At 69.5% G+C, this 24,578-nt stretch carries 20 protein-coding genes, 1 pseudogene and 1 riboswitch; of the genes and pseudogenes, 7 read left to right on the forward strand and 14 right to left on the reverse strand.

Annotated elements, in window-relative coordinates; translation table 11 throughout:
* Positions 1-2: 2 nt before the first annotated feature.
* Positions 3-2,702, forward strand: a pseudogene (locus ACWEQQ_RS10855) (molybdopterin-dependent oxidoreductase); the annotation flags it as partial.
* Positions 2,703-2,795: 93 nt separating this feature from the next.
* Here the strand turns inward: ACWEQQ_RS10855 and ACWEQQ_RS10860 are convergent.
* Positions 2,796-3,221 (reverse strand): DUF6636 domain-containing protein, encoded by a 426-nt coding sequence (locus ACWEQQ_RS10860; RefSeq protein WP_452341846.1) that lies wholly within the window; start codon positions 3,219-3,221, stop codon positions 2,796-2,798.
* A gap of 186 nt (positions 3,222-3,407) precedes the next feature.
* Positions 3,408-3,586: riboswitch (M-box (ykoK) riboswitch) on the forward strand.
* A 341-nt stretch (positions 3,587-3,927) separates the two neighbouring features.
* Between ACWEQQ_RS10860 and ACWEQQ_RS10865 the strand changes: the two genes are divergently transcribed.
* Positions 3,928-5,700, forward strand: coding sequence for an NRAMP family divalent metal transporter (locus ACWEQQ_RS10865; protein ID WP_452348134.1), 1,773 nt, complete (start codon positions 3,928-3,930; stop codon positions 5,698-5,700).
* Positions 5,701-5,874: 174 nt separating this feature from the next.
* On the opposite strand, the gene ACWEQQ_RS10870 is transcribed toward ACWEQQ_RS10865, so the two are convergent.
* The 3 genes from ACWEQQ_RS10870 to ACWEQQ_RS10880 form a co-directional block, all read right to left on the reverse strand.
* Complete coding sequence (locus tag ACWEQQ_RS10870; protein ID WP_452348056.1) at positions 5,875-6,150, reverse strand: hypothetical protein; 276 nt, start codon at positions 6,148-6,150, stop codon at positions 5,875-5,877.
* A 238-nt stretch (positions 6,151-6,388) separates the two neighbouring features.
* Positions 6,389-7,297: a LysR family transcriptional regulator gene (locus ACWEQQ_RS10875; RefSeq protein WP_452348057.1), complete on the reverse strand. Its 909-nt coding sequence runs from the start codon at positions 7,295-7,297 to the stop codon at positions 6,389-6,391.
* Positions 7,298-7,343: 46 nt separating this feature from the next.
* A complete protein-coding gene (locus tag ACWEQQ_RS10880) occupies positions 7,344-7,898 on the reverse strand; it encodes an HD domain-containing protein (protein WP_452348058.1) in 555 nt (184 codons plus the stop codon).
* A 185-nt stretch (positions 7,899-8,083) separates the two neighbouring features.
* On the opposite strand from ACWEQQ_RS10880, the gene ACWEQQ_RS10885 reads away from it, so the two are divergent.
* On the forward strand, positions 8,084-8,851 hold the full coding sequence (locus tag ACWEQQ_RS10885; protein WP_452348059.1) for a glucose 1-dehydrogenase: 768 nt from the start codon (positions 8,084-8,086) through the stop codon (positions 8,849-8,851).
* 33 nt (positions 8,852-8,884) lie between these two features.
* On the opposite strand, the gene ACWEQQ_RS10890 is transcribed toward ACWEQQ_RS10885, so the two are convergent.
* From ACWEQQ_RS10890 to ectB, 9 genes are all read right to left on the reverse strand, one after another.
* On the reverse strand, positions 8,885-10,567 hold the full coding sequence (locus ACWEQQ_RS10890; protein WP_452348060.1) for a bifunctional metallophosphatase/5'-nucleotidase: 1,683 nt from the start codon (positions 10,565-10,567) through the stop codon (positions 8,885-8,887).
* A gap of 73 nt (positions 10,568-10,640) precedes the next feature.
* Positions 10,641-11,135 carry a response regulator transcription factor gene (locus ACWEQQ_RS10895; protein ID WP_452348061.1) on the reverse strand — a complete coding sequence of 165 codons (495 nt, stop codon included), beginning with the start codon at positions 11,133-11,135 and terminating at the stop codon, positions 10,641-10,643.
* Entirely contained in the window at positions 11,116-12,291 is a 1,176-nt protein-coding gene (locus ACWEQQ_RS10900; protein WP_452348062.1) for a hypothetical protein, read from the reverse strand. Before ACWEQQ_RS10900 ends, ACWEQQ_RS10895 begins: the two co-directional genes overlap by 20 nt.
* A 32-nt stretch (positions 12,292-12,323) precedes the next feature.
* Complete coding sequence (locus ACWEQQ_RS10905) at positions 12,324-12,605, reverse strand: hypothetical protein (protein ID WP_452348063.1); 282 nt, start codon at positions 12,603-12,605, stop codon at positions 12,324-12,326.
* A 150-nt stretch (positions 12,606-12,755) separates the two neighbouring features.
* Positions 12,756-13,901: an LLM class flavin-dependent oxidoreductase gene (locus tag ACWEQQ_RS10910; RefSeq protein ID WP_452348064.1), complete on the reverse strand. Its 1,146-nt coding sequence runs from the start codon at positions 13,899-13,901 to the stop codon at positions 12,756-12,758.
* A 10-nt stretch (positions 13,902-13,911) separates the two neighbouring features.
* On the reverse strand, positions 13,912-14,907 hold the full coding sequence (locus tag ACWEQQ_RS10915) for an ABC transporter substrate-binding protein (RefSeq protein ID WP_452348065.1): 996 nt from the start codon (positions 14,905-14,907) through the stop codon (positions 13,912-13,914).
* On the reverse strand, positions 14,904-15,707 hold the full coding sequence (locus ACWEQQ_RS10920) for an ABC transporter ATP-binding protein (protein WP_452348066.1): 804 nt from the start codon (positions 15,705-15,707) through the stop codon (positions 14,904-14,906). Before ACWEQQ_RS10920 ends, ACWEQQ_RS10915 begins: the two co-directional genes overlap by 4 nt.
* A complete protein-coding gene (locus ACWEQQ_RS10925; RefSeq protein ID WP_452348067.1) occupies positions 15,680-16,492 on the reverse strand; it encodes an ABC transporter permease in 813 nt (270 codons plus the stop codon). The genes ACWEQQ_RS10920 and ACWEQQ_RS10925 overlap by 28 nt, the downstream gene beginning before the upstream one ends.
* 565 nt (positions 16,493-17,057) lie before the next feature.
* Complete coding sequence (ectB, locus tag ACWEQQ_RS10930) at positions 17,058-18,320, reverse strand: diaminobutyrate--2-oxoglutarate transaminase (RefSeq protein ID WP_452341834.1); 1,263 nt, start codon at positions 18,318-18,320, stop codon at positions 17,058-17,060.
* A 209-nt stretch (positions 18,321-18,529) separates the two neighbouring features.
* On the opposite strand from ectB, the gene ACWEQQ_RS10935 reads away from it, so the two are divergent.
* The 3 genes from ACWEQQ_RS10935 (at position 18,530) to ACWEQQ_RS10945 (ending at position 21,127) form a co-directional block, all read left to right on the forward strand.
* On the forward strand, positions 18,530-19,333 hold the full coding sequence (locus ACWEQQ_RS10935) for an ABC transporter permease (RefSeq protein ID WP_452348068.1): 804 nt from the start codon (positions 18,530-18,532) through the stop codon (positions 19,331-19,333).
* Complete coding sequence (locus ACWEQQ_RS10940; RefSeq protein ID WP_452348069.1) at positions 19,326-20,141, forward strand: ABC transporter permease; 816 nt, start codon at positions 19,326-19,328, stop codon at positions 20,139-20,141. Before ACWEQQ_RS10935 ends, ACWEQQ_RS10940 begins: the two co-directional genes overlap by 8 nt.
* Positions 20,142-20,245: 104 nt before the next feature.
* On the forward strand, positions 20,246-21,127 hold the full coding sequence (locus ACWEQQ_RS10945; protein WP_452341941.1) for an ABC transporter ATP-binding protein: 882 nt from the start codon (positions 20,246-20,248) through the stop codon (positions 21,125-21,127).
* Here ACWEQQ_RS10945 and ACWEQQ_RS10950 read toward each other — a convergent pair.
* Positions 21,091-21,732, reverse strand: coding sequence for a DUF4389 domain-containing protein (locus ACWEQQ_RS10950; protein WP_452341831.1), 642 nt, complete (start codon positions 21,730-21,732; stop codon positions 21,091-21,093). The genes ACWEQQ_RS10945 and ACWEQQ_RS10950 overlap by 37 nt on opposite strands.
* Before the next feature lie 313 nt (positions 21,733-22,045).
* Here ACWEQQ_RS10950 and ACWEQQ_RS10955 point away from each other — a divergent pair, with 313 nt between their 5' ends.
* Positions 22,046-24,568: a nitrate- and nitrite sensing domain-containing protein gene (locus ACWEQQ_RS10955; RefSeq protein WP_452348070.1), complete on the forward strand. Its 2,523-nt coding sequence runs from the start codon at positions 22,046-22,048 to the stop codon at positions 24,566-24,568.
* Positions 24,569-24,578: the final 10 nt, after the last annotated feature.

A 24,578-nucleotide genomic window follows, 5' to 3' on the forward strand; every position in this document is an offset into this window, starting at 1 on the left:
GCATGAGTTTCGAAATCCAGGTCAACGGTGAGACTTTCGACGCGCAGCCGCGCCCGGGTCAATGCCTGCGCACCTATCTGCGCGAGCAGGGCTGGTTCGGGGTGAAGAAGGGCTGCGACGCGGGCGACTGCGGCGCGTGCACGGTGCACGTCGACGGCGCGCCGGTGCACAGCTGCCTCTACCCGGCGTTCCGCGCCGAGGGCCGGGCGGTCACCACGGTGGAGGGACTGGCCCGTGACGGCGAGCTGCATCCGGTGCAGCAGCGCTTTCTGGCTGCCCAGGGCTTCCAATGTGGTTTCTGCACAGCGGGCTTCCTCATGACGACCGCCGCCCTCGACGACGAGCAGCGCGCCGATCTGCCGCGCGCGCTCAAGGGCAACCTGTGCCGCTGCACCGGATACCGCGCGATCGAGGACGCCGTGCGCGGTGTCCGCCACATCGAGGATGCGGCGGCGGGCGCGGCCGTGGGCAGCAATCTCGGCGCGCCCGCGGGCCCGCAGGTGGTCACCGGGACCGCGCGCTACACCTTCGACATCGAGGTGCCCGGGCTGCTGCACATGAAGCTGCTGCGGTCGCCGCACGCGCATGCCCGGATCATGGATATCGATGTGTCCGAGGCACTTTCGGTGCCGGGCGTCGCGGCGGTCCTCACGCATCGCGACGCGCCCGACCGCCACTATTCGAGCGCCCGCCACGAGCATCCCGAGGAGGATCCGGACGACACCCGGGTGCTCGACAATGTGGTCCGCTATGTCGGCCAGCGGGTGGCGGCGGTCGTCGCCGACAGCGAGGCCGCCGCGGAGGAGGGCTGCCGTCGCATCCGCGTCGACTATCGGGTGCTGCCGTCGGTGCTCGATCCCGAGGCGGCCATGCGCCCGGGTGCGCCGATCGTGCACGACAAGGACGCCGCGACGGCCCGTATCGCCCGGCCCGAGAGCAATGTGGTCGGCGAGGTGCACGGCGAGATCGGTGATGTCGCAGCCGGCTTCGCCGCGGCGGCGGTGGTCTACGAACAGACCTTCCGGACCCAGCGCGTCCAGCACGCCAGCCTGGAGACGCACGGTGCGGTGGCGTGGTTCGACGACGACGGCCGCCTCACCGTCCGCTCCAGCACCCAGACGCCGTTCCTGACCCGCCGCGCCCTGTGCGCGCTCTACGATCTGCCGCTCGACCGGGTCCGGGTGGTGGCGGGCCGGGTCGGCGGCGGTTTCGGCGGCAAGCAGGAGATGCTGGTCGAGGACATCGTGGTGCTGGCGGCCCTGCGATTGCGGCGGCCGGTGAAGCTGGAATACACACGCGCGGAACAGTTCTACGGTGCGACCACCCGGCATCCGTTCACGGTGCACATCAAGGCGGGCGCCCGCGCGGACGGCCGGTTGTCGGCCCTGCAGGCGCGGGTGGTCTCCAATACCGGCGCGTACGGAAACCACGGTCCGGCAGTGCTGTTCCATGCCGTCGGTGAGTCGATGGCGGTGTACCGCTGCCCGAACAAGAAGGTCGACGGATATTCGGTCTACACCAATACCGTTCCGGCCGGGGCCTTCCGGGGCTACGGGCTCGGGCAGGTGGTGTTCGCCATGGAGTCGGTGATGGACGAGCTGGCCCGCCGGGTCCACCTCGACCCGCTGGTGTTCCGCGAGCGCAATATGATCGGCCCCGGCGAGCCCATGGTGACCCCCGGCGGCCACGAGGAGGATCTGCACATCGCCAGCTACGGCCTGGACCAGTGCTTCGGCATCATCCGCCGGGCCCTGACCGAACCGTTCCCACCGGCCCCGCCGGGCTGGCTGACCGGCAGCGGCACCGCCCTGTCCATGATCGCTACCGGACCACCCGGCGGCCACTACGCCGACGCCCGGATCACATTGCTGCCCAATGGTTGCTACGACCTGGCGGTGGGCACCGCGGAATTCGGCAACGGCACCACGACCGTGCACCGGCAGATCGCGGCGCAGGAGTTGGCCACCGTCCCCGACCGCATCGCCATCCGCCAGTCCGATACCGATGTGGTCCGCCACGACACGGGCGCGTTCGGGTCCACCGGCACCGTGGTGGCGGGCAAGGCGGTGCTGGACGCGGCGCGCAAGCTCGCCGCCGCGTTGTGTGCCACCGCCGCAACACATCTCGGCGTTGCCGCCGAGGACTGCGAGCTCGGCGCGGACTCGGTGCGCTGCGGCAATCGCGACATCTCCCTGCAGGCGCTGCACACGTTGTCGGCCGAGTCCGGGGAATCCCTTGCCGCAGACGGTCATTGGGGCGGCACGCCCCGCTCGGTCGCCTTCAATGCGCAGCTGTTCCAGGTGGCGGTCGACCCCGATACCGGCGAACTGCGCATCCTGCGCAGCGTGCACGCCGCCGACGCCGGCCGGGTGATCAACCCGATGCAGTGCCGCGGCCAGGTGGAAGGCGGTGTCGCCCAGGCGCTCGGCGCGACCCTGTTCGAGAATGTCCGCCTCGACGAGCACGGCGCGGTCGCCACCGTGGCCTTCCGCCGCTACCGTCTGCCCGCCTTCGCCGATGTGCCCCGCACCGAGGTCACCTTCATGCGTACCTCGGACGAGATCGGCCCGCTGGGCGCGAAGTCCATGAGCGAGAGCCCCTTCAGCCCGGTGGCCCCCGCCCTGGCCAATGCCCTCCGCGACGCCACCGGCATCCGCTTCACGGACCTGCCGCTCACCCGGGACCGCATCTGGCAGGCCCTGCACCATCGGCGGACCCGCCTCCCGGTCCGCGCGGCCACGCCCAGCCGCGCCGAATTGGCCCTGCTCACCGACTATCGAAAGCCGTAGGGCCCGTCAGTCGATGGTGTAGGCCTGGCGGGAGAGGCGGAAGCCGTGGCCCGCCCCGGCGCATTCGACGTAGTCGGTGGTGCTCAGGCAGGTGAGGCCGCCGACGGTGACGTTCGTGCCGTAGTCGAGGACCGCCGCGGTGGATTCGACCAGACGGTCGCCGTGGCAGTGGAAGTCGACGACGCCGGTGCTCTCCAGGACCAAGCGGTCGCCGTACTGGAGGTGGCAGTTCTCCGGCCGGGGCGGGGTGGCGTAGTCGTGCTGGGAGATCTCGCAGGCCGCGGTGGTCGCGGAGACGAGGCAGCCGATGTTTCCCGACGGCGTGCGGAACTGCACGAAGTCGGGCGGTGCCGCCTGGGCGATCGCCGGGCCCAGCGTGGACACGGCGATCAGGGCGGCGGCCGCGGTCAGGACACGGATCGGAAATTGCATGTCGACTCCCCGGTTCGGCAGGTTTACCGGTTGATCGTCGCCACCGCCGGATGCGATAACGGACCGGGTGGCCAGGAAGGTTTGCCACGGAGTTGCCCTGGCCGGATCGGGTGGGGCACAAGGGATTATGAGGAACCGACCGGCCCGGATTTGACAAGCGGAACGACCGGGCTCACCATTGCCCAGTCAGCACCTCGCTAGGCGAGGCTCCTGTACGAACACAGGCCACTGATCCGACGACGTCGAGAGACGCCCAGGGTTAGGACAGATCACCCCGGATTAAGGGGTGATCCGAAGTGGCTTCCCGGGTCGCGAGCCCCCGGATACGTCGTGCAGTGCCGAAGCTCTGACGAGAGGGGTGCAGGGTCCGCGCCCTCGCGCGAAGCCCAGATCCCTCCTGCTGTGCGCGATGCGACACCCGATGTAGTGACGTCCACGTACGTCCCGGCGGCAAGGAGGTGAGGGACGAACAATGAGTTCCGGCGATAGTCCGTATCCGAGTACGGATTTCACTCTTCAGACGTCCCCGGCTTGCCGCATTCCGGTCACCGGCTGACCCGTTTCCCGCACAGGCGTGCCCGGCGTTCCACCGCCGGTCGGTAGCCCGCGCGTGCCCCGGGCCGGTCGATCCGTGCCCGAACTCGCTCGGCGGCCGGGCGTATTCCGCACGCCCGCACACCTGATGATCGAAAGCGAGGGACAGGCCATGGCCTTCTTCGCGAACGGCTCCAGCCGCCGCACCTCCACCGTCGCCGTGCCCGCCGCAGCCGGCCGGCCCGCCGCCGACGTCCACCCCACCGGCGCCGTCATGGACAGCGCGCATGTCGGCGATATCGTCGGCGCGCTCGGCTCCATCGGCCGGCACGACACCCTCGAAGGCCGTTCCCGCCGCCAGCGTTTCCGCATGCTGCTGGCCATCATCGGGCCCGGCCTGATCGTCATGGTCGGCGACAACGATGCCGGTGGCGTGGCCACCTACGCGCAGGCCGGACAGAACTACGGCATGGCGCTGGTCTGGACCCTGGTGCTGCTGATCCCGGTGCTCTACGTGAACCAGGAGATGGTGGTCCGTCTCGGCGCGGTCGCCGGAGTCGGCCACGCGCGCTTGATCTTCGACCGCTTCGGCAAGTTCTGGGGCGCGTTCAGCGTCGGCGACCTGTTCATCGTGAACGCGCTCACCATCGTCACCGAGTTCATCGGTGTCTCCATGGCGCTCAACTACTTCGGGCTGCCCAAGGGCGTCGCCGTGCCGCTGGCCGCGGTCGCGCTGTTCGCCATGGTGGCCGGCGGTTCGTTCCGGCGCTGGGAGCGGTTCCTGTTCGGGCTGATCGCGCTGAACATCGTCATGTTCCCGCTGGCATTCCTGGTGCACCCCAAGGCATCCCAGGTCGCGCACGGATTCCTGCCGTCCTTCCCGGGCGGGCTGAACTCGACGCTGCTACTGCTCATCGTGTCCATCGTGGGCACCACGGTCGCGCCGTGGCAGCTGTTCTTCCAGCAGTCCAATATCGTCGACAAGCGCATCACTCCCCGCTGGATCCGCTACGAGCGCATCGACCTGTGGGTCGGCATCGTCGTGGTCATGGTCGGCGCGGTCGCCATCATGGCGGCGACCACCTTCGGCCTCGCGGGCACGGCCGCGGCCGGCAGCTTCACCGATGCCGGGGCCGTCGCCCACGCGCTGCACGACCACGTGGGCACCACCGCCGGCGCGCTCTTCGCCATCCTGCTGCTGGACGCCTCGCTCATCGGCGCCAATGCCGTCGGCCTGGCCACCACCTACGCCCTCGGCGACACCCTGGGCCGGCGGCACTCGCTGCACTGGAAGGTCTCCGAGGCGCCGGCCTTCTATCTCGGATACGCGGCGCTGCTCGGCGTCGCCGCCGCGGTGTCGTTCAGCCCCGATCACGTGCTGGGCCTGCTGACCCAGGGGGTGCAGGCGCTGGCCGGGGTGCTGCTGCCCTCGGCGACGGTGTTCCTGGTCCTGCTCTGCAATGACAAGGCCGTGCTCGGCCCGTGGGTGAACACGGTCAGGCAGAACATTGTCGCCGGGGTCATCGTCTGGTCGCTGGTGCTGCTGTCGCTCGCGCTGACCGCGGCCACCTTCTTCCCGGACCTGACCACCACGACCCTCGAAATCGGCTTCGGCGCGGGCGCGCTGGTCGGCGTCCTGGGCGGGGCGGGCATGCTCATCGCCTGGCAGCGCGGCCGGCGTCGCCGGGCCGAGCGGACCGCGGCCGAGCTCGGCGGACTGGATCCGGATCAGGTGGAGGAGCTGGACTCCACTCGCCTCACCAAGGCCGAACGCAAGGCCATTCTGGAGGCGGACCGCGACACCTGGCGCACCCCTGCGCTCGACACCCTGGCGCGACCGGCGTTCTCCACGGCGCGCACGGTGGGCATGGTCGCCCTGCGCGGCTACCTGCTGCTCGCGGTGATCCTGGTGGGCGTCAAGATCTTCCAGTCCATCGGCGGCTGATCAACCACGGCGCGGCCGCAGTTCCTGGACATCGTCACCGATGCGCTTGGGCTGCGGCCGTTTTCGATGAAGCTCACGTTTTCGATGAGGCTCAGCAGTGTGCGGGATGAAATCGGAAGGCACCACACAGGTTTGGACGAATCCGGTTCGGGGAATACCCGGGGTGCACGACCGTCAGAGATCGTCGAGATCGGGAATGGGGGGCAGAACCGGCTCTGGCCACTCCTCCAGGGTTGCCACCTGCAGGTGGATGAAGGCTGCGATGCGGTGCCGGGCCGAGGACGGGAGTCGCGCGATATCGGCCGGGCTCAGGACGTGTGCGCCGAAGGAGTGGGGCTGTGACGCTTCGGGGTCAGGCGATTCGGGAACAACCTCTAGCTTTGGCCGCGAAGCAGTGGCCGGAATGTGTGGCTCATCCGGGTCTGCGGTAGCGGCGGCGGTTCGCACCATGCCGTGACCATAACCCTTTGATAACGCCCACGGGGAGGCGTTGGCGCACTTGTGTCTTCGGGCTGCGAATTCAGCGAAGACATTGTAATGGCGAGAGAAATGTGCAGGCAGCGACGGCCCTTCGGAAATTCGGTGGGCCTGCGCCGGAACACTATGGTGATGGGCGTCACTCTGTCAACACTTCGGACAAAACCCCCCGGAATGGCGCGCAACTCCCCCGAAGACTCCCGCGGGCGATTCAGAGTGGGCGGCGCGCAATGGCATACAAATCGCGCGCCGGACCGGTCGGCTTCTGTCCGATCGGCCATACCGCACGCAGCTGTCTTTCCAGATCCAGACCGGTCACCGTGGGCGACATCAGGATCCCCTCGGCCAGTTCGGTGGCCACCGCCAGGGAACTCAGCACGGCCGGCGCGATGCCGTCGGCGACGGCGGTCTTGATCGCAGTGGTCGAGGACAGCTCCAGCGCGACATTCGGCTCCCAGCCCGGCATTCCGGCGGTCATGGCACGCTCGAAGGAGTTCCGGGTGCCCGATCCGGGTTCGCGATAGATGAGCGGGCTGCGCGCCAGTTCGGCCGCGTCGATCTCGGCCCGGCGGGCCCAGGGGTGACCGGGCGCGACCACCACGACCAGCCGATCCCGGCCCACCACATGGCTTTCCAGTTCGGTCGGCAGGCGGGGGCTCTCCACGAACCCGATTCCGGCCCGGCCCTCGAGCACCGCCTTGGCAACCTCTGCCGAATTGCCCGATTCCAGGGCGATGGAGGTGTCCGGCATCCGGGCGCGCAGGCCCACCAGCCACTTCGGGAACAGGTACTCCGCGATGGTCTGGCTGGCCGCCACCCGCAGCCGCGAATCCCGCTGCGCGCGCAGGCTGTCGATCCCGGCGTCCAGCCGGGCGGCCGCATCCACGACAGTGCGCGCCCATTCGGCGATGAGCGAGCCCGCCGCCGTCGGCCGCGAGCCGAGCGTCGTCCGCTCCAGCACCGGCACGCCCACCAGCTGCTCGAGGTAGCGGATGCGCGAGCTGGCGGAGGGCTGACTGATGCCGTGCGCCTTGGCCGCCCGGCCGAGACTGCCCAGCTCGATCACCGACAACAGCAGATCGAGGGCGGCCAGATCGGGGACGCGCGGGGACAACGGCACAGAGCGAGTCTATGCAGGCCGCCCGGCCGGGCCCGGCGACCCGCGGTCAGCGGGCGGCGGCCACCCGCTCGACCACCGGCCGCCAGGTCTCGAGGGGATGGACGGTCAGGCCGACCACCTTGCCCGCGTCGTCGGCGCGCCGCAGCGTTACGGCCGCGGCGAAATCGGGATCGCGCTCGAAGGCCGTGATCTCCCCGGGCGCCATGGGACCGCCCTGCGCGATCAGGGTGCGCCGGCTCGACAGCGAAAGCGCCTCGGCGTGTACCGAATCCGTGGCCGCCAGATACCGCTTGGCCACCACGTGCAGTTCGACCAGCCGCGCGACCCGTGCGCCGAGCAGGGCCCGGACCGCGTCGCCGCCGTGGACTCCGTGTCCCGCGTCGTCACCGGGCACCAGCACGTGCCCGATGTCGTGCACCAGCCCGGCCACCTGAAGTTCCTCATCGCCGGGAAAGTCCCGGCGCAGGAGCTCGGCGCACTGCCGGTCGTGGTCGAGGATGTCGACCGGATCGCCGCTGCGGTCGGGCATGTCCCAGGCGTCGGCGCAGCCGGCCAGCAGGGTCATGAGTTCGTCGACGGTGCCGAGGGGCGCGCGGTTCACGCCCGCACCCTACGGGAATACCCGCACCGACACCCGGGTTGAATTAGTTGATATATCAACTATATGGATTCGGGTGTGCCGCCGAGCCGATTCGGAACGCATCGGACACTATTCAGCGAACCAACTGTGTGGCCGGCGAACGGGTCACCACGCCTGTGCGCCGGTTCCTCTGGAAGGAGCCTCCCATGCACGATCTGAGCGGCAAGACGATTCTCATCACCGGCGCGGCGCGGGGCATCGGCGCCGCGGCCGCCCGGCAGGCGGTCGGGGCCGGGGCGAATGTCGTGATCGCCGACGTGCTCGACGAGGAGGGCAAGGCGCTCGCGGCCGAATTGGGCTCGCGGGCCGCCTATCAGCACCTCGACGTCACCTCCGAGCTCGACTGGACCACCGCGCTGGCCGCGGCCTGCGACGCCTTCGGCGGCAGCGTGCACGGCCTGGTGAACAATGCCGGCATCTCGACCGGGGAGCTGCTGGCCGATGAATCGGTAGAGCACTTCCGCAAGGTCATCGACATCAATCTGGTCGGCGTCTTCCTGGGCATGCGGACCTTCATGCCCGCGCTCAAGCAGGCGGGCGGTGGCTCGATCGTCAATATCTCCTCCGCCGCCGGGCTCATGGGCCTGGCCCTGACCGGCAGCTACGGCGCCTCCAAGTGGGCGGTGCGCGGCATGACCAAGGTGGCCGCCATCGAGAACGGCATCGACCGGATTCGAGTGAACTCCGTGCACCCGGGCATGACCTACACCCCGATGACCGCACAGGTCGGCATCCAGCAGGGTGAGGGCGGCTATCCCAATACCCCGATGGGCCGGGTCGGCGAGGCCGATGAGATCGCCTCGGCCATCGTCTTCCTGCTCTCGGACGCGTCTTCCTACGTCACCGGCGCGGAACTCGCGGTGGACGGCGGCTGGACCGCCGGGCCGACGGTGAAATACGTGATGGGCCAGTAGCACTCCAAGGCTCCCGGTCGAGGAGTTCCGGCGCTAGTGCTTCTCGATGCGGCTCGCGGGCGGGGTGACCGCCCCGCGGCCGCGCAGGTAGGTCTCCAGGGCGTCGAGATCGATGGGGCCGACCAGGGTTTCGCGGCTCTGCTGGAACACGGTGAAGCCGTCGCCCCCGGCGGCCAGGAAGTTGTTGGTCGAAACCCGGTAGACCGCCACGGGATTCAGCGGCTGTCCGGCCACCCGGACGCTGCCGTCGACCACCTTGTGTCCCTTGGGCGCGCTGCCGGAGTAGGTGTAGGTGATGCCCGCGACCGACAGCACGCCGGGCTTGCTGACATTGTCCCATTGCTGCTCCAGCAGATTCAGGATCTGCTGTCCGGTCAGCGCCACCGCCACCACCTGATTGCCGAAGGGCTGCACGGTGTATGCCTGCTCATAGGTGATGTTGCCGCCGGTCAGCCCCGCACGCACCCCGCCCGGATTCATGAAGGCCGCCACGGCCTGCACGGTGGTCATGGCGTCGAGCATGGCGTCGGCGATGACATCGCCGAGCGGGGAATCCCCGGCCGGAGCGGGCTCGGCGGGCACCGGCGCGGTGGCCTGGCCGATCACCCGATCGGCCAGCGGTTTCGCTTGTCCGGCAAAGTAATCCACCAGCTGGGCGGCGGCGGGCGCGGGCGTGACATCACGGGTGACGACCCGGTTGACGGCCTTCGCCTCGACCTTGCCGTCGTGGAAGCGCAGGGTGACGTCGGTGACGAGGCGGCCGAAGGAGGCGGCCTGGGTGACCACCTTGCCGTCCAGTGTGCAGTTGTAGGCCTGGTGGCTGTGCGCGGTGAGCAGCACCGACACCGCGGCATCGGTGCGGTGGGCGAGTGCCTGGACGTCGGGTGAGATGCCGGCGCAGCCGTTGTAATCGACCGGGCCGCCGTGGGTTTGCTGGGCGCCGCCGTCGTGCAGCAGCGCCACCACGGTTTCCGCACCTGCGGATTTCATCTCGGGCACGTACTTGCCGATGGCGTCGGCCTCGTCGCCGAAGCGGTAGCCGCGAATGCCCTCGGGCGTGACGATGTGCTCGGTGTCGGTGGTGACGACGCCGATGACGCCGATCTTGTGGCCGCCCAGTTCGAGCATGGTCCACGCCTTCAGCCCGGGCGGCAGCTGGCCGTTGCCGTCGGTGACATTGGCGGCCAGGTACGGGAACTTCGCCCCGGTGAACGGCTCGCCCGGCGTGCAGCCGTCGGCGGCGCATCCGCCCTGCTGGAGTCGGCGCAATTCGGCGACGCCGTGGTCGAATTCGTGATTGCCGACCGCCGAGGCCGCGACACCCACCGAGTTCAGGAAGTCGATGGTCGGCTCGTCGTGGAACAGCGAGGAAACGAGCGGGCTGGCCCCGATATTGTCGCCGGCCGACAGAATGGCGCTGTCCGGGTAGGCCGCCTTCAGCCGCGCCAGGTGCGCGGCCAGGTACGCCGCGCCCCCGGCGGTGTACGTCCCCACTTTGCCGTTGGAGCCGTCCGGCGGTTGCAGATTCCCGTGCAGGTCGTTGATCCCGAACAGGTGTACTTCACCCGGTTGCGCCTTGGGCAGGTCGCCGGTCGACACCAGCGGCACCGCGGTCGAGGTGGCGGGGGCCGGGTTGTCCGCACCGCCGCAGCCCGCCACCAGGCCCAGACTCAGTACCGCTGCGCACAGTCCCAGAACACGCCGCCGACCGTTCATACCTGTCGACTGTGTCAGACGCGGTCGACGGTCGCACTACGACAGGGTGAATTCCGGCGCCTCCGAGCCCTGTTCATCGAGGCCGCGGTCCAGCCTGTGCGCCCGGGCCACGGTCGGCGTGAGTCACCCAGGCCACGATCTGCGCGCGATTGGTGAAGCCGAGTTTGGTGAGGATGTGCTGCACATGGTTCTGCGCGGTGCGCTCGGACAGCACCAGGGCGGTGGCGATCTCGCGATTGCTCAGCCCCGCGGCGACCAGCTGGGCCACCTCCCGCTCACGTGGGGACAGCACCGCCCGCGCGGACGCCTCGGCGGCCAGGCTCCGCAGACGGTCCGTCCACGGCGGCATGCCGATCGACTCGGCCTGCGGCAGTGCGGCTTTCGCCAGTGCCAGCGCCTCCTCGGTCGCCCCGCGCGCCAGCAGCACCGCGGCCAGATCAGTGCTCGCCTCGACCACGAAACCCTGGGCGCCGATGCCCCGGCAGATCTCCAGCGCGGTCCGCAGCTCGTGTTCCGCGGCTGCCGAATCACCCAGTGCGGCGGCGAATTTACCGAGCCAGAGCGGCACCGGGCCGAAGCAGAGCCGGCCCCACAGCTCGGTGCCGGGCCGCCGCGACCGCACTCCGAGGTCGATCATCCGCGTCGCCAGCCGCACCCGTTCGGCCAGATCCTCCGGCCCGGTACAGGCAGCGATCGGCCAATGCCAGTGCCCGCGAGCTGGTCTCGCCGATCTCGTCCCACCGGCCCAGATACGACGCGGCCTCGGTCGCGCGGGCGAGCAGCCGAGCCCGCAGCGATTCCGGCAACCGTCCGGAAGGGCAGTCCGCCACGGATCGCGCGTCGAAATCCACAGCGCCGAACAGACTCCCCGCACCACCGGCCAGTGCCGGATCGCTGCCGCCCCGCTCGGCCGTGGTCTCGTCCGCCTGGTAGCCGTCTCCGAGTGAGGCTTCCGCCGTCAGCGCCTCGAGACACCACTCGTGAATTTCTCTGTCCCACAGATGGTTTCCCACCGGCTCCAGGATCAGGGCGCGCTCGGCGAGTAGGTGCCCGTCGCCGGTGCGGCGGGCCAGTTCACCGGCGGCCAGGCAGTCGGCGCGGGCGGGCTCGAGGTTCCCGGCACGGAAGTGGGCGGTGGCGCGGGTCAGCAGGAGGCGGCCGCGATCGGCGGGCGGGCCGCCGGTCGTGTGGTCGAGGGCGACGGTGTACAGCCGGGCGGCTTCCTCGAAAGCCAGGTCGCGCAGGGCATTGTCGCCCGCGCGGCGGGCCCACCGCAGGGCGGGCGCGCGGTCGCCGGCCAGCGCGGATTCGGCGTAGTGGCGGGCCAGGGCGGCGGCGTGCTGGTCGAGGGCGTCGGGATACAGCTCCTCGATGGCGCGGGCGGCGCGCGCGTGCAGCAGCACCCGCTGCTGCAGGGGCAGCCCGTCGTGCAGGGCCGCGCGCACCAGGGCGTGCGTGAATCGCACTGTCCCGCCCGGTGATTCGAGCACGAGCAGGCCGGAGGCGACGGCGGCGTCCAGCGCGGGGAGGCATTCCAGCGCCGGGCGGCCGATCAGCCGCGCGGCGATCGCGACGGGGAAGGCGTCATCCAGGATGGCGGCCGCCCGCAACAGTTCCCGGGCGCGGGGTGGCACGGTGGCGAGGCGGCCGCGCACCACTTCCCGCAGTGTGGCGGGCAGGCGCAGCTCGTCGCCGCGGCGCCGCGCAGGCCCCGCGCACGCCACGCCTCTCCGCCCGGAATGCGGATCACCGGCCGTTACCCGCGGCGGTCGGTGATCTCGCCCTCGAAGGCCTCGAAGGTGGCGTCCGGGCCGGGTGCGATGCCGGTGCGCTCGAAGGCCGGGAAGAGCCGTTCGGCGGCGAATCTGTCGGCCGCGGCGGCGGTTTCCCAGACGTCCACGATGTGCAGGGTGCCGTCCAGTTCGCCGACGATGTGCAACAGGTTGCCCGCCGGGGGCTCGGGGCCGAGCGCCTCGTGCACCTCCCGGTACCGCTGCAAGCCGACGCCGGGCGTGTGGCTGATGTGGATATAGGACATGGTCTCCTCCTCTCGGAGTCACCCGCGGTGGGTGCTGCCCGAAGCGTAGGAAGGACTGTCCCGCTGCCGCTTCCGCCGAATTACTCACGGCATGTACTCACCGGCCGCCGCGCCCTCGGGGTGCGGCGGCCGGGCCCGGCTACTTCGGGTCTAGCTGCTGGACGCGCTGGCGAACGGGGTCGAGATGGGAAGGGACGGGCGGCGGATCGGGTGCTGCCACAGGCCCTTTCGCTCCAGGATCGGCAGCACGCCTTCGCCGAACCAGTAGGCCTCCTCCAGATGCGGGTAGCCGGAGAGCACGAAGTGGGAGATGCCGGCCTTCGAGTATTCGACGAGGCGTTCGGCCACCTCCGCGTGCGAGCCGACCAGCGCGGTGCCCGCGCCACCGCGCACCAGGCCCACCCCCGCCCACAGGTTCGGGGCGACCTCGAGCCGGTCGGTGCTGCCGTTGTGCAGCTCCGACATCCGGCGCTGCCCCTCGGATTCGCTCTTGGCCAGGGCGTTCTGGACACGCTCGATATCGGCCGGGTCGATCCCGGCCAGCAGCTTGTCGGCCACCGCCCACGCCTCCTCGGAGGTGTCGCGGGTGATGACGTGGATACGCAGGCCGTAGTCCAGCTTGCGGCCGTGGTCCACGGCCAGCCCGCGGATCCAGTCGAGCTTGCGGCTGACCGCCAGCACCGGTTCACCCCAGGTGAGATAGGTGTCGGCGTACCGGGCCGCGACGGGTCCCGCCGGGGCCGAGGAGCCGCCGAAGAACACCGGCGGCACCGGATCGGGCCGATTGCTCAACAGCGCGTTCTCGACGTGAATGTGCTCGCCGCGGAACGTGACCGGCTCGTGCGAGTTCCACAACGACCGCACCACATCCAGGAACTCTCCCGTCCGGGCGTACCTGGCCTCCTTGTCGGCGAAGTCGCCGTAGGCCGCCTGCTCCAGCGGTTCGCCGCCGGTCACCACATTGAGGAAGAGCCGTCCCGCGGAATGCCGCTGGAAGGTGCCCGCCATCTGCGCGGCCAGGGTGGGGCTCATCAGGCCCGGGCGCAGGGCCACCAGGAATTTCAGCGTCTCGGTGGTCTCGACCAGCATGGCGGTGGTGAGCCAGGCGTCCTCGCACCAGGAGCCGGTGGGGGTGAGCACGGCCTCGAAGCCGTTGGTCTCGGCGGCCGCGGCGATCTGGTTCAGGTAGTGCAGCGAGGCCGGGCGGTCACCTGACATCGGGGTGCCGTGCCCGCCGGCCACCAGGCCGCGGGAGTCGCCGGAGGTGGGCAGGAACCAGTGGAACGACAAGCTCATGCGGGGACTCCTAGGAGGTGAATCGGTCGTTGTAACGGGTGTCGATGAAGTCGGCGATCCGGACCTTGCCCGGAATCAGCTTGGCGTCGGAGAAACCGTCGGCCACTTGCTGTTCCGCGGCGATCGTCGCGTCATCGAGCGGGTGATCCTGGTAGTTGGCGCGGTTCACGGCCAGGAGCGTGACGTCATAGGGCACCCCGGTGATGGCGGCCGACTGTTTGGCCCAGTCCTCGCGGTGGCCGGTGATCCACCCGTGCGCACGCTGGATACGCGCCAGCAGGTCCCGGACCGCGGCCGCATTCGCCTTGTTCTGCAACGTCTTCGAACCCGTGACGAAGAAGCTGTCCGGCTTCACGTAGCCGGTGCCGTCCACCAGCACCCGATTACCGCTCAGTTCGGACTGGGCCACATAGGGATCCCAGACCGTCCAGGCGTCCACCCGCCCGGTGGACAGCGCGGCGAGCGCGTCGGCGGGTTGCAGGTACTGCGGCTCGATATCGGAGAAGGTGAGCCCGGCCTTGGTCAGCACCGACAGCAGGTGGTAGTGCGCGGAGCTGCCCTTGGTGACCGCGATCTTCTTGCCGCGCAGGTCCTTCGGATCCTTGATCGACGAGTCCTTGGGCACCACCAGACCGTTCCCGGCCGCCCCGGAGTCGTAGGACCCGATGATTTTGATCTGGGACTTGGCCGCCGCCGCGAACACCGGCGGGGCGTCGCCGACGCCGCCGAAGTCGATGGATCCGGCATTGATGGCCTCGAGCAGGGGCGGTCCGGCGGTGAAGGTGGACCATTCGACCTTGTACGGAAGTCCCTTGCCCTCGCCGGAGACCTCCAGCAGGGCTTGCAGCGCAAGACCTTTCTGATCGCCGATGTGCAGGGTCACCTGTGACAGGTCCACCGATCCGTCCGCGTTCACGCCCTTGGTGTCGTCATTGCCGGACGAGCACGCCGCGCTGACGAGGGCCGTGGCGACCGCCAGGGCGGCGAACAGGCGCTTGGATCTCATTCGGTGGTTCCTTCCGGGGTGACACCCAGCTCGGCGAGCAATGCCGTACGCAGAGCCAGGAATTCGGGATGCTCGCGCCGGCGCGGGCGCGGCAGGTCGATGGGGATCTCGCGGGCGATGCGGCCGCCGTCGAGCACCAGGGCACGATCGGCCAGCAGCACCGCCTCGTCCACGTCGTGGGTGACCAGCAGCACGCCGGGCCGGTGCCGCGCCCACAGGTCCAGCACCAGGCCGTGAATCGTGATGCGGGTCAGGGCATCCAGGGCGCTGAAAGGTTCGTCGAGCAGCAGCAGATCCGGCTCCCGGACCAGGGCGCGGGCCAGTGAGGCGCGCTGCGCCTCACCGCCGGAGAGGGTCAGCGGCCAGGCCTCGCCGCGCGCTGCCAGGCCCACCTCGGCCAGCGCGGCTGCGGCGGCGGCCCTGGGGTTTTCGTGGCGCAGTCCGAGAGTCACGTTGTCGCGCACGCGTTTCCACGGCACCAGGCGCGGTTCCTGGAAGGCGACCGCGACCTCGCCGGACACGGCGAGCTCGCCGCCCGTCTCGTCGTCCAGGCCCGCCAGCGCCCGCAGCAGGGTGGATTTGCCGGAGCCGCTGCGCCCGAGCAGGGCCACGAACTCGCCGGGGCGGATGTCGAGATCCAGTCCGTGCAGGACCCGGCGTTCGCCGAAGTCCTTGACGAGACCGCGAATTCGCACCACCGGGGAATCGGCCGCGGCCGGGGCCGCCGCCGGCTCCTCCAGTTCGGCCAGCGTCGCCGCGATCACCGAATCGGTCAGGGTGCCAGGAAGCCGCGTCGCCATGACAGCGCTCTCCTCTCGATGGAACGAACGAGCGCGTCGGTGAGCAGCCCGAGCACGCTGTAGACGAGCAGGCCGACCACGATCACGTCGGTACGCAGGAACTCGCGGGCGTCGTTGATCATGAAACCCAGACCCGCGTCGGCATTGACCTGCTCGGCGACAATGAGCGCCAGCCAGGCCACGCCCAGCGACTGACGCAGGCCGACCAGTGTCTGCGGCAGCGCGCCCGGCAGCACGATGTGCCGGATCAGGCCCGCCCGGCTCAGCCGCTGCACGCGGGCCAGCTCGGCCAGCTTGCCGTCCACGCCGCGGATACCCGCGAAGGTGTTGAGGTACAGGGGAATCGCCACCCCGAAGGCGACCAGCACGATCTTGGGCAGCTCCCCGATCCCGAACCACAAGATGAACAGCGGGATCAGGCCGTAGAACGGCAGCGTCCGCAGCATCTGCATCAGCGGGTCGACCAGGTACTCCCCGGCCCGGCTCAGCCCGGCCAGCAGGGCCAGCCCGATGCCGGCCGCCGCGCCGATGACGAAGCCCAGCGCGGCTCGCTGCAGCGACACCGACACGGCCTTGGTGAGCGTGCCGTCCTTGATCAGGTCGACGGCCGTCTGCACGACGGTCACCGGGGAGGCGAGCAGCCGCTCGGGCAGCACACCGGTCGAGCTGGCGAGCTGCCAGACCACCACCAGCAGCACCGGCGCGACGAAGCGCGCCAGCACGGAGACGCTCGGCAGGCGTGGCCGGCCGGTAATGGGCCTGGCCTGCACGGCAATTGCGGACACGACAGCACCTCGGGCGAACGGGGACGGGGACGGTGGCGGCCGCGGGCCTTCGTCCGCCACACCCCGACCCTGCCGGTCCGGCCCCGCCCGGTCACCGGTTGTAATCCGCGTGATTCTGGGCTTGCTCCCGCCCCAGCTGCCACAATGAATCCTCGACGAGGAGCCGAGGACGAAAATGAGCGGTCCTGATCATCCGCTCACCGTTGGATCCCGATTCGGGCCGTACCGGCTCGACCGGCTGATCGGGCGCCGGAACGGCCGAAGCCGCGGCGATCCGCGTCCGGCCGAGCCGTGTGCGGTCCGGACCATGCACCGGGCGAGATGGCGGCGGAATCGGGCGCAACGGATCTCGGCTCCGAGGCCGCAGCGCACACCGGTGGGCGGAGCCCGCGCCGGATGGCGGCCGACAACAGCCGAGTATCCCGGCAAACTCACCCAAGAACGACGCGGCCCTGCTCGCCCGGTTCCAGCAGCACTTCACGACATAGAAATAGGTGGTGCCGGGTTCCCTCCGCAGCTGGGAACCCGGCACCGGGTCGGCACCGGTGTGGGCGGTGGCCGACGTCTAGTGGCCGTCGCGGACGATCTCCACGGCGCGGGTGAGAATGCCCAGGCCGTGGGTGATCTCGTCATCGCTGACGGTCAGGGGTGGGAGCAGCTTCACGACTTCGTCGTTGGCGCCGGAGGTTTCGACCAGCAGGCCGTGTTCGAAGGCGACCTGGCAGACCTTCTCGGCCTGCGAGGCGTCCTCGAAGACCAGACCGTGCACCAGGCCGCGGCCGCGGGTGGAGATGCCGGTGAAGGATTCGGTCAGCGCGACCAGGTGCTCGTGCACGCGCGCACCCTTGGCCAGGGTGGCGAGCTGCAGGCGGTCGTCGGACCAGTAGTGGCGCAGCGCGACCTCGGCGGTGACGAAGGCGGCGTTGTTGCCGCGGAAGGTGCCGTTGTGCTCACCGGGCGCCCACTGGTCCAGGTCCCGGCGCATGAGCACCAGCGCCATGGGCAGGCCGTAGCCGCCGATCGACTTCGAGAGCGCGACGATATCGGGGGTGATGCCCGCGACCTCGAAGGAGAAGAACGGGCCGGTGCGGCCGCAACCCATCTGCACGTCGTCGACGATGAGCAGAATGCCACGGGCCGAGCACAATTCGGACAGCTGCCGCAGCCATTCGGCGCGAGCCACATTGATCCCGCCCTCGCCCTGCACGGTCTCGACGATGACCGCGGCGGGCTTGTCCAGCCCCGACGAGCTGTCGTCGAGGGCGCGGCGCATCCACGAGAAGTCCTCGGGCTCATCCAGATAGCCGTCGTAAGGCATCGGGGCGGTGTGCACCAGCGGGACGCCCGCGCCGGCGCGCTTGGCGGCATTGCCGGTGACCGACAGCGCGCCCAGCGTCATGCCGTGGAAGGCGTTGGTGAAGTTCAGGACGGTGGTGCGGCCGGTGACCTTGCGCGCCAGCTTGAGTGCGGCCTCGACGGCATTGGCTCCGGTCGGGCCGGGGAACTGGACCTTGTAGTCCAGCCCGCGCGGGACGAGTACCAGATCGCGCATGGCCTCGAGCAGCCGGCGCTTGGCGACGGTGGACATGTCCAGGGCGTGGGTGATGCCGTCGCCGAGCAGGTAGTCGATCAGCGCCTGCTTGAGCAGCGGGTTGTTGTGGCCGTAGTTGAGCGCGCCCGCACCGGCGAAGAAGTCGAGGTACTCCTTGCCGTTCTCGTCGGTGATCCAGGCGCCGCTGGCGGTGTCGAACACCGTCGGCCAGGAACGGCAGTAACCACGCACATTGGATTCGAGAGCCTCGAAAACGTCCGTGTCGGCAATGGTCATCAGCGGTCCTAGCGTCGCAACTAAGTGAAACGCTGATGTTTCTATCACAGGAACCGAGCCGTGAAGCCATTTTTCCGCGAATCGGACGCGGATGCTCCGCGCGTGACGCACACCGCAACAAACCGGCATCGAGCATAACTCTGTCCTGCGCGAGGGGGCCACGCAACTCCATTGCAGGACAACGACCGCACCCGTAGTGTCAACCTCTTGTGCGCAGCGACGTGGGGGTCTACTGGCAGCTGGTCAAGGCAGGGTTTCGCAGGCAATCGCACTACCGGCTCGCCATGCTGGCGGGCCTGCTCACCAATCTCGTGTTCGGCTTCGTGCGGGCGGCCGTGCTCATGACGGCCGTGCGCGTGAACAGCGGATTCGGCGGCTACGACCGCGGGACCATCGGCGCCTACATCTGGCTGTCACAGGGATTGCTGGGCGCCATCGCCTTCTGGACGCTGCCCGACATCGTGGAGCGCATCCGCACCGGGGACGTCGCCATCGACTTCCTGCGGCCGATCGACATCCAATTCGCGCACCTGGCCGAATATCTGGGCCGGGCGGCCTTCTCTCTGCTACCGCGCGGCATACCCAGCATTCTCGTCGGCCTGCTCACCTTCGGGCTCGCGTTCCCGGATACACCGGGACCGTACGTGCTGGGCGCTCTCAGCCTGCTGCTGGCCATGACGCTGTCGTTCCTGTCCATGTTCGCGGTCAGCCTGGCCGGGTTCTGGCTCATCGAGACCCGCGGGCTGCGCGCTCTGCACATGATCCTGGGCACCTTCCTGGCCGGGCTGTTCGCGCCGGTGCACCTGTTTCCGGGCTGGTTGCGCGAGATTGCCTACGCCACACCCTTCCCGTCCATGCTGCAGTGGCCCATCGATGTGCTGTCCGGTCGCACGGCGGGCAGGGATGCGGTGGAAATCGTTGTCGTGCAATGCTTCTGGTTGGCCGTACTGGTGAGCGCCGGGCAGCTGCTACTGCGGGCCGGGCGCCGCAAACTGGAGGTGCAGGGTGGGTGAGGCACGTCCCTCCCGGCTGACGCCCTACCGTGCGGTGCTGGGTTCGCGGGTGCGCGCGCAACGCGCCTATCCGCTGTCCTTCGCCGCGGATGTGGTGAGCGCCTTCCTGATCGGGCTGGTGGAGTTCGCCGAAATGTGGGTGATCTTCCACAATGTGCCCCGGCTGGGCGGGCTGGACCTGAACGCCATGCTGCTGCTGTTCGGCATGAGCAATACCTGTTTCGCCGTCGCCGACATGGTGGTCGGGCACGCCGACACGCTCCCCACCTACATCCGGATGGGCAAGCTGGACGCCTTCTACCTGCGGCCACAACCCCTGCTGCTGCAGCTCATGACCAGCGATATCCAGCTGCGCCGGGTGGCACGCATCGCGGTGGCCGCCACCGTGCTGTCATTCGGCCTGGCACGCAACGACATCCAGTGGACCCCCGCGCACCTGGTGCTGTTCGCCGTCACGGTGCTGTCCGGAATCGCCATCTTCGCCGGGCTCTTCGTGTGCGCGGCCGGGGCGCAGTTCTTCCTCATCGACGGCGCGGAGCTGACCAATGCTTTCACCTATGGCGGGTCGTACGCGTCCATGCAACCCACCTCGGTGTTCCCGGCACCGATGAAACTGGTGTTCGGATTTCTGGTTCCGGTCGCCTTCACCTCGTATCTGCCCGCCATCGCGCTGCTCGGGCTGCCCGGGCCCGCCCTGCTGCCGAGCTGGCTGGCCTGGGCGGCGCCGGTGGCGGCGGCGTGGGTGTGGGCGGCCGCGCTGTTCCTGTGGCGACTCGGGACCAGGCACTATCAAGGAGGCGGCGGGTGAACGGTGCCATCATCGATATCGAGGGCCTGACAAGGACTTTCGTGCTGAGTAAGAAGGAGGGCCGCTGGCGGCGCCGGCGCGAGGTGCTCACCGCGGTGGACGGCATGAGCTTCCGGGTCGAGCCGGGCGCGGCGGTCGGCTACATCGGTGCGAACGGGGCGGGCAAGTCCACCACCATCAAGATGATCACCGGCATCCTGGTGCCCTCGGCCGGGCGGCTGCGCACCTGCGGGCTGGACCCGGTGCGGCAGCGCCGCGAGCTGGCCGGTCGGATCGGTGTGGTGTTCGGGCAGCGCTCGCAGCTGTGGTGGGATCTGCCACTGCGCGAATCGTTCTCGATCCTGGCCGCCATCCACCGGCTCACCCCGGCGGCGGCGCGCACCCGCACCACCGAGCTCGTCGAACAGCTGGAGATGGGCGGCACCCTCGACACCCCGGTCCGGCAGCTGTCGCTGGGCCAGCGCATGCGCGCGGAAGTCGCGGCGGCCCTGCTGCATTCACCCGAGCTGGTCATTCTCGACGAACCGACCATCGGCCTGGATGTGCTGTCCAAGCAGCGATTACGCGAATTCCTGCGCTACGAGCGCACTCAGCGCGGCACCACCCTGCTGCTCACCACCCACGATATGGGCGATATCGAGCGGCTGTGCGAGCGGGTGCTGGTGGTGGACCACGGCCGGCTGGTCTACGACGGCTCGCTGACCGGCCTCGGCGCGACCGTCGGTGCGCAACGAGTGCTCACCGTCGATCTCGCCGAGCCCACCCCCGACCTGGCCGACCTGCCCGGCGCCAAACTGCTCGACAGTCAGGGCGCGGGCATGCGGCAGCGGCTGGCCTTCGACACCGAGATCATCACTGCCGCACAGCTGCTCACGGCCGTCTCGGCCCGCGCCGAGGTCCGCGACCTGTCCATCGAGGAACCCGATATCGAGGACGTGGTGCGGCGTCTCTACGAGTCCGCGGCGTCGGGCTCCCTCGCGCCCTGATCGAGCCGGAACGGTGGGTAGGCGTCGGTCATCAGGGACGCGTAGGCGCGCACCCGCAACGTCCAGCGATTGACGCCCATGGCGAAGTCGTACAGACCCCGCGGATACGCGCCGGTGAACAGCAGGCCGATGACGGCGACGATCAACAGGATCGGCAGCAGTGACAGCTGATTGCGGCCGCCGCCCATGAACGCGGCGACGATCAGATACTGCGGAATCGCCAGCAGCCACCACTTGATCAAGACCATCCAGCGATTCAGTTGCTCGGGATAGTCGACTTCCAGATCAGCCGGGTAGTCCGGATCGGGTTGCAGGCTGAACGGCGGGTAGCGGTCGGTTCCCAGTTGCGAGAGCGCATAGAAACGCACTCGCCAGCTCCAACGCAACACGCCGACATTGAAATCGAAGAGCCCTCTCGGATACGAGCCGGTTATGAGGATCGCGAAGAAAGCGATGATGCTCACCACCAGATACGCGATGCTCAGGAAGATCAGCACAACATAGTGTGGAATGGCGAGTATCCACTTGACTATCCACATCCAGCGGGACAACCCCGGGTCGAGGTCTCCCCGCACACGCACCGGATAAGCGGGACTGGGCTGCATGTCCGTCACTCCTCTCGAGCGCGGCGGCCTCCTTCCGACAGCCGCCGGAACAGCGGTGAGCCGTTGTTCACCCCAATGTTTCCCCGGCGACGCGAAGATCACATCTGCTTCTCACACATTGTGACCAGATTTGTAATAGCGCGCGCGACGGCGAGTTCCGCACACCACATCGACTTGTTTCGAATTGCGGGCCGGGGTCGGGTGTGCGACGTTGCTGACTATTCTCCATGTGCCCGGCCCGGGTCGGCACGACAGCTGATTTACGGGAGACCGAGTGAGAGTGCGTCCGGCGAAACTGTTGCCATCGGGTAACGTGAAGCTCACGCCGCCAATGGAATTGATCCGGCCACGCACCATCCGGGCTCGTCTGCGGCGCATTCTGATCGTGTCGGTGGCGCTGGTGCTGGCGCTGCTGACGATCGTCATCACCCGCGAGGTGAACGACTACCGCGACACCGGAGACACCGCCCAGTCGGTCCAGCTCGCGCTGGCGGTACAGGACCTGGTCCACGAGGTGCAGCGCGAACGCGGTCTCACCAATGGACTGCTCGGCGGCGACGCCGCGTCCCGCAGTGCGCTCGGCAATCAGCGCCTGGCCACCGACAGCGCGTTGCAGGAGCTCAACTCCACGCTGAACCAGCAGCCGCCGGGCGCCGATCTGGTGCGCACCGCGCTCCAGCAGTTCTCCGGAGTGACCGCCACGCGCGCCGATGTGGACGCCGGTCGCGCCGACCGGTCGGCCTCGTTCGCCTTCTATACCAATGCGATCGGCACGCTGAACCAGGCGCGGCCCGGCCTCGATCACGCTCTCGACAGCCGGCTGTGGCGGGGGCTGCAGAGCCTCTACGCGCTCGGCGACGTCAAGGAGTTCACCGGTCAGGAACGCGGCTTCCTCAACGGTGTCTTCGCCGCGGGCGCGTTCGCACCGGGCGAGTACGTGAAGTTCCTCGATATCCGAGCCGCCAAACAGGCCGCGGTGACGGCCTTCGAACGCGATGCCACACCCGCGCAGCGTTCGCAGCTCTACACCGCGATGCGAACCGACGAGTCGGCGCGGGCGGGCGACGCGGAGGCCATCGCCCTCGCCTCCGAGCGCGGTCCGATCACCGAATCGGTCAACCCCGCCGACTGGTGGCGCCAGATGAGCTCCATCATCGACGGCGAACGCACCGTCCAGCGCAATATCGGCGGCGAGATCACCTCCCGGGCAAGCGAACTGCGCCGCGACGCCGCCCTGCGCCTGTCCCTCTACGTGCTGGCCGCCCTGCTGGCCATCGCCGCCGAGGTGGCGCTGGTCGTCGCCACCGTGCGGGCGATCGTGCGGCCGCTGGCCGAGCTGGCCGAGGAGGCCGACCAGGTAGCCGGTAAACGACTGCCGCAGCTCATCGAAGCCTGGCAGACCTCCGAGGGCACGGACCCGGACCCGCCCGAACAGGTGCGCGCCGACGAGAGCGCGGGCGCCGAGATCGTATCCGTGGCACGGGCTTTGGACCGGGTGCAGACCACCGCCTACGAGCTCGCCTCCGCGCAGGCGCGGCTGCGCCGCAACAGCACCGAATCCATGGCCAACCTGGCGCGGCGCAATCAGAACCTGGTGCGCCGCCAGCTCGGGCTGATCAGCGAGTTCGAGCGGGAGGAGCTCGACCCCAGCACGCTGGCCAACCTCTTCGAACTCGACCATCTGGCCACCCGCATGCGGCGCAATGCCGAGAGCCTGCTGGTGCTGGTCGGCGAGTCCAGCCCGCGCCGCTGGTCGAAACCCATTCCGCTGACCGACGTCATCCGCGCCGGCCTGTCCGAGGTCGACGACTACCGGCGGGTGGTGCTGCGCCGGGTGGACGAGATCTCCATCGCGGGCGCGCATGTCAGCGAGGTCGCGCACATGCTGGCCGAACTCATCGAGAACGGGCTGTCCTTCTCCCCGCCCGATCTGGAGGTGGAGATCTACGGCCGCCGGCTCGGCTCGCGCTACATGCTCGCCATTGTCGACCACGGCGTCGGCATGCCGCCCGACCAGCTCGCCACCGCCAATGCCCGCCTGTGCGGCGAAGCCGACTTCCTCGTCGCACCCACCCGCTTCCTGGGCCACTACGTGGTCGGCCGGCTGGCCCGGCGCCTGGGGATCGAGGTCGAGCTCACCGTGTCCCCGACCAGTGGCGTGGTGGCCCGGCTGCTGCTGCCGGACGACCTGCTCGGCGACCCCGGGGCGGAACTTCCCGCCCCGCCCGAGGATTCGAAACACGCTGCGGGCGCGCAGCTTCCGACGGTCGCCGACACCATGCCGGACCCGAAACCGGGCCGCCACAGCTCGGGGCACACCCCCGGCTCCGGCGACACGGAACGCCCGCAGCGTGCGACACCCGTCCACGACGCCGCCGCCAATGGCGCACCCGCGAGCCCGAACTCGATCAAGCTCGTCCCGCTGCCCACCCCCACCCTGACCGTTGCGCCGCACACCCCGGCGGTGCCACCGCACGCCACCGCCGCCGAGCGTCTCTTCGGCGGGCCGACCACAGGTTCGTTCGCCATTCCGCTAGCGGCGGCGGGGCCCCCGGCGGGCCCGGTTCCAGCGAGCTCACCGGGAGCGGCGACCGAGGTTTCGGGAGCTGTCCCGGAGGTGCAACGTACGCGAAACGGTCTCGTCAAGCGGAACCGGAAGACTCGCGAGAATCCGGGCGTCACACCGGGCGGCGCCCAACCGGCGGCCGCACGGCCGGCCGCCCCGCCGGTCGCGGACCGCTCCCCCGACGAGATACGCAGCATGCTCGCCGGATTCCGGTCCGGCCATCAGCGCGGGCAGGCCGGCGAACCGCCGCGGCCCGGATCGACAGCATAGGAGGACACCG

Source organism: Nocardia sp. NPDC004123, assembly GCF_053603795.1.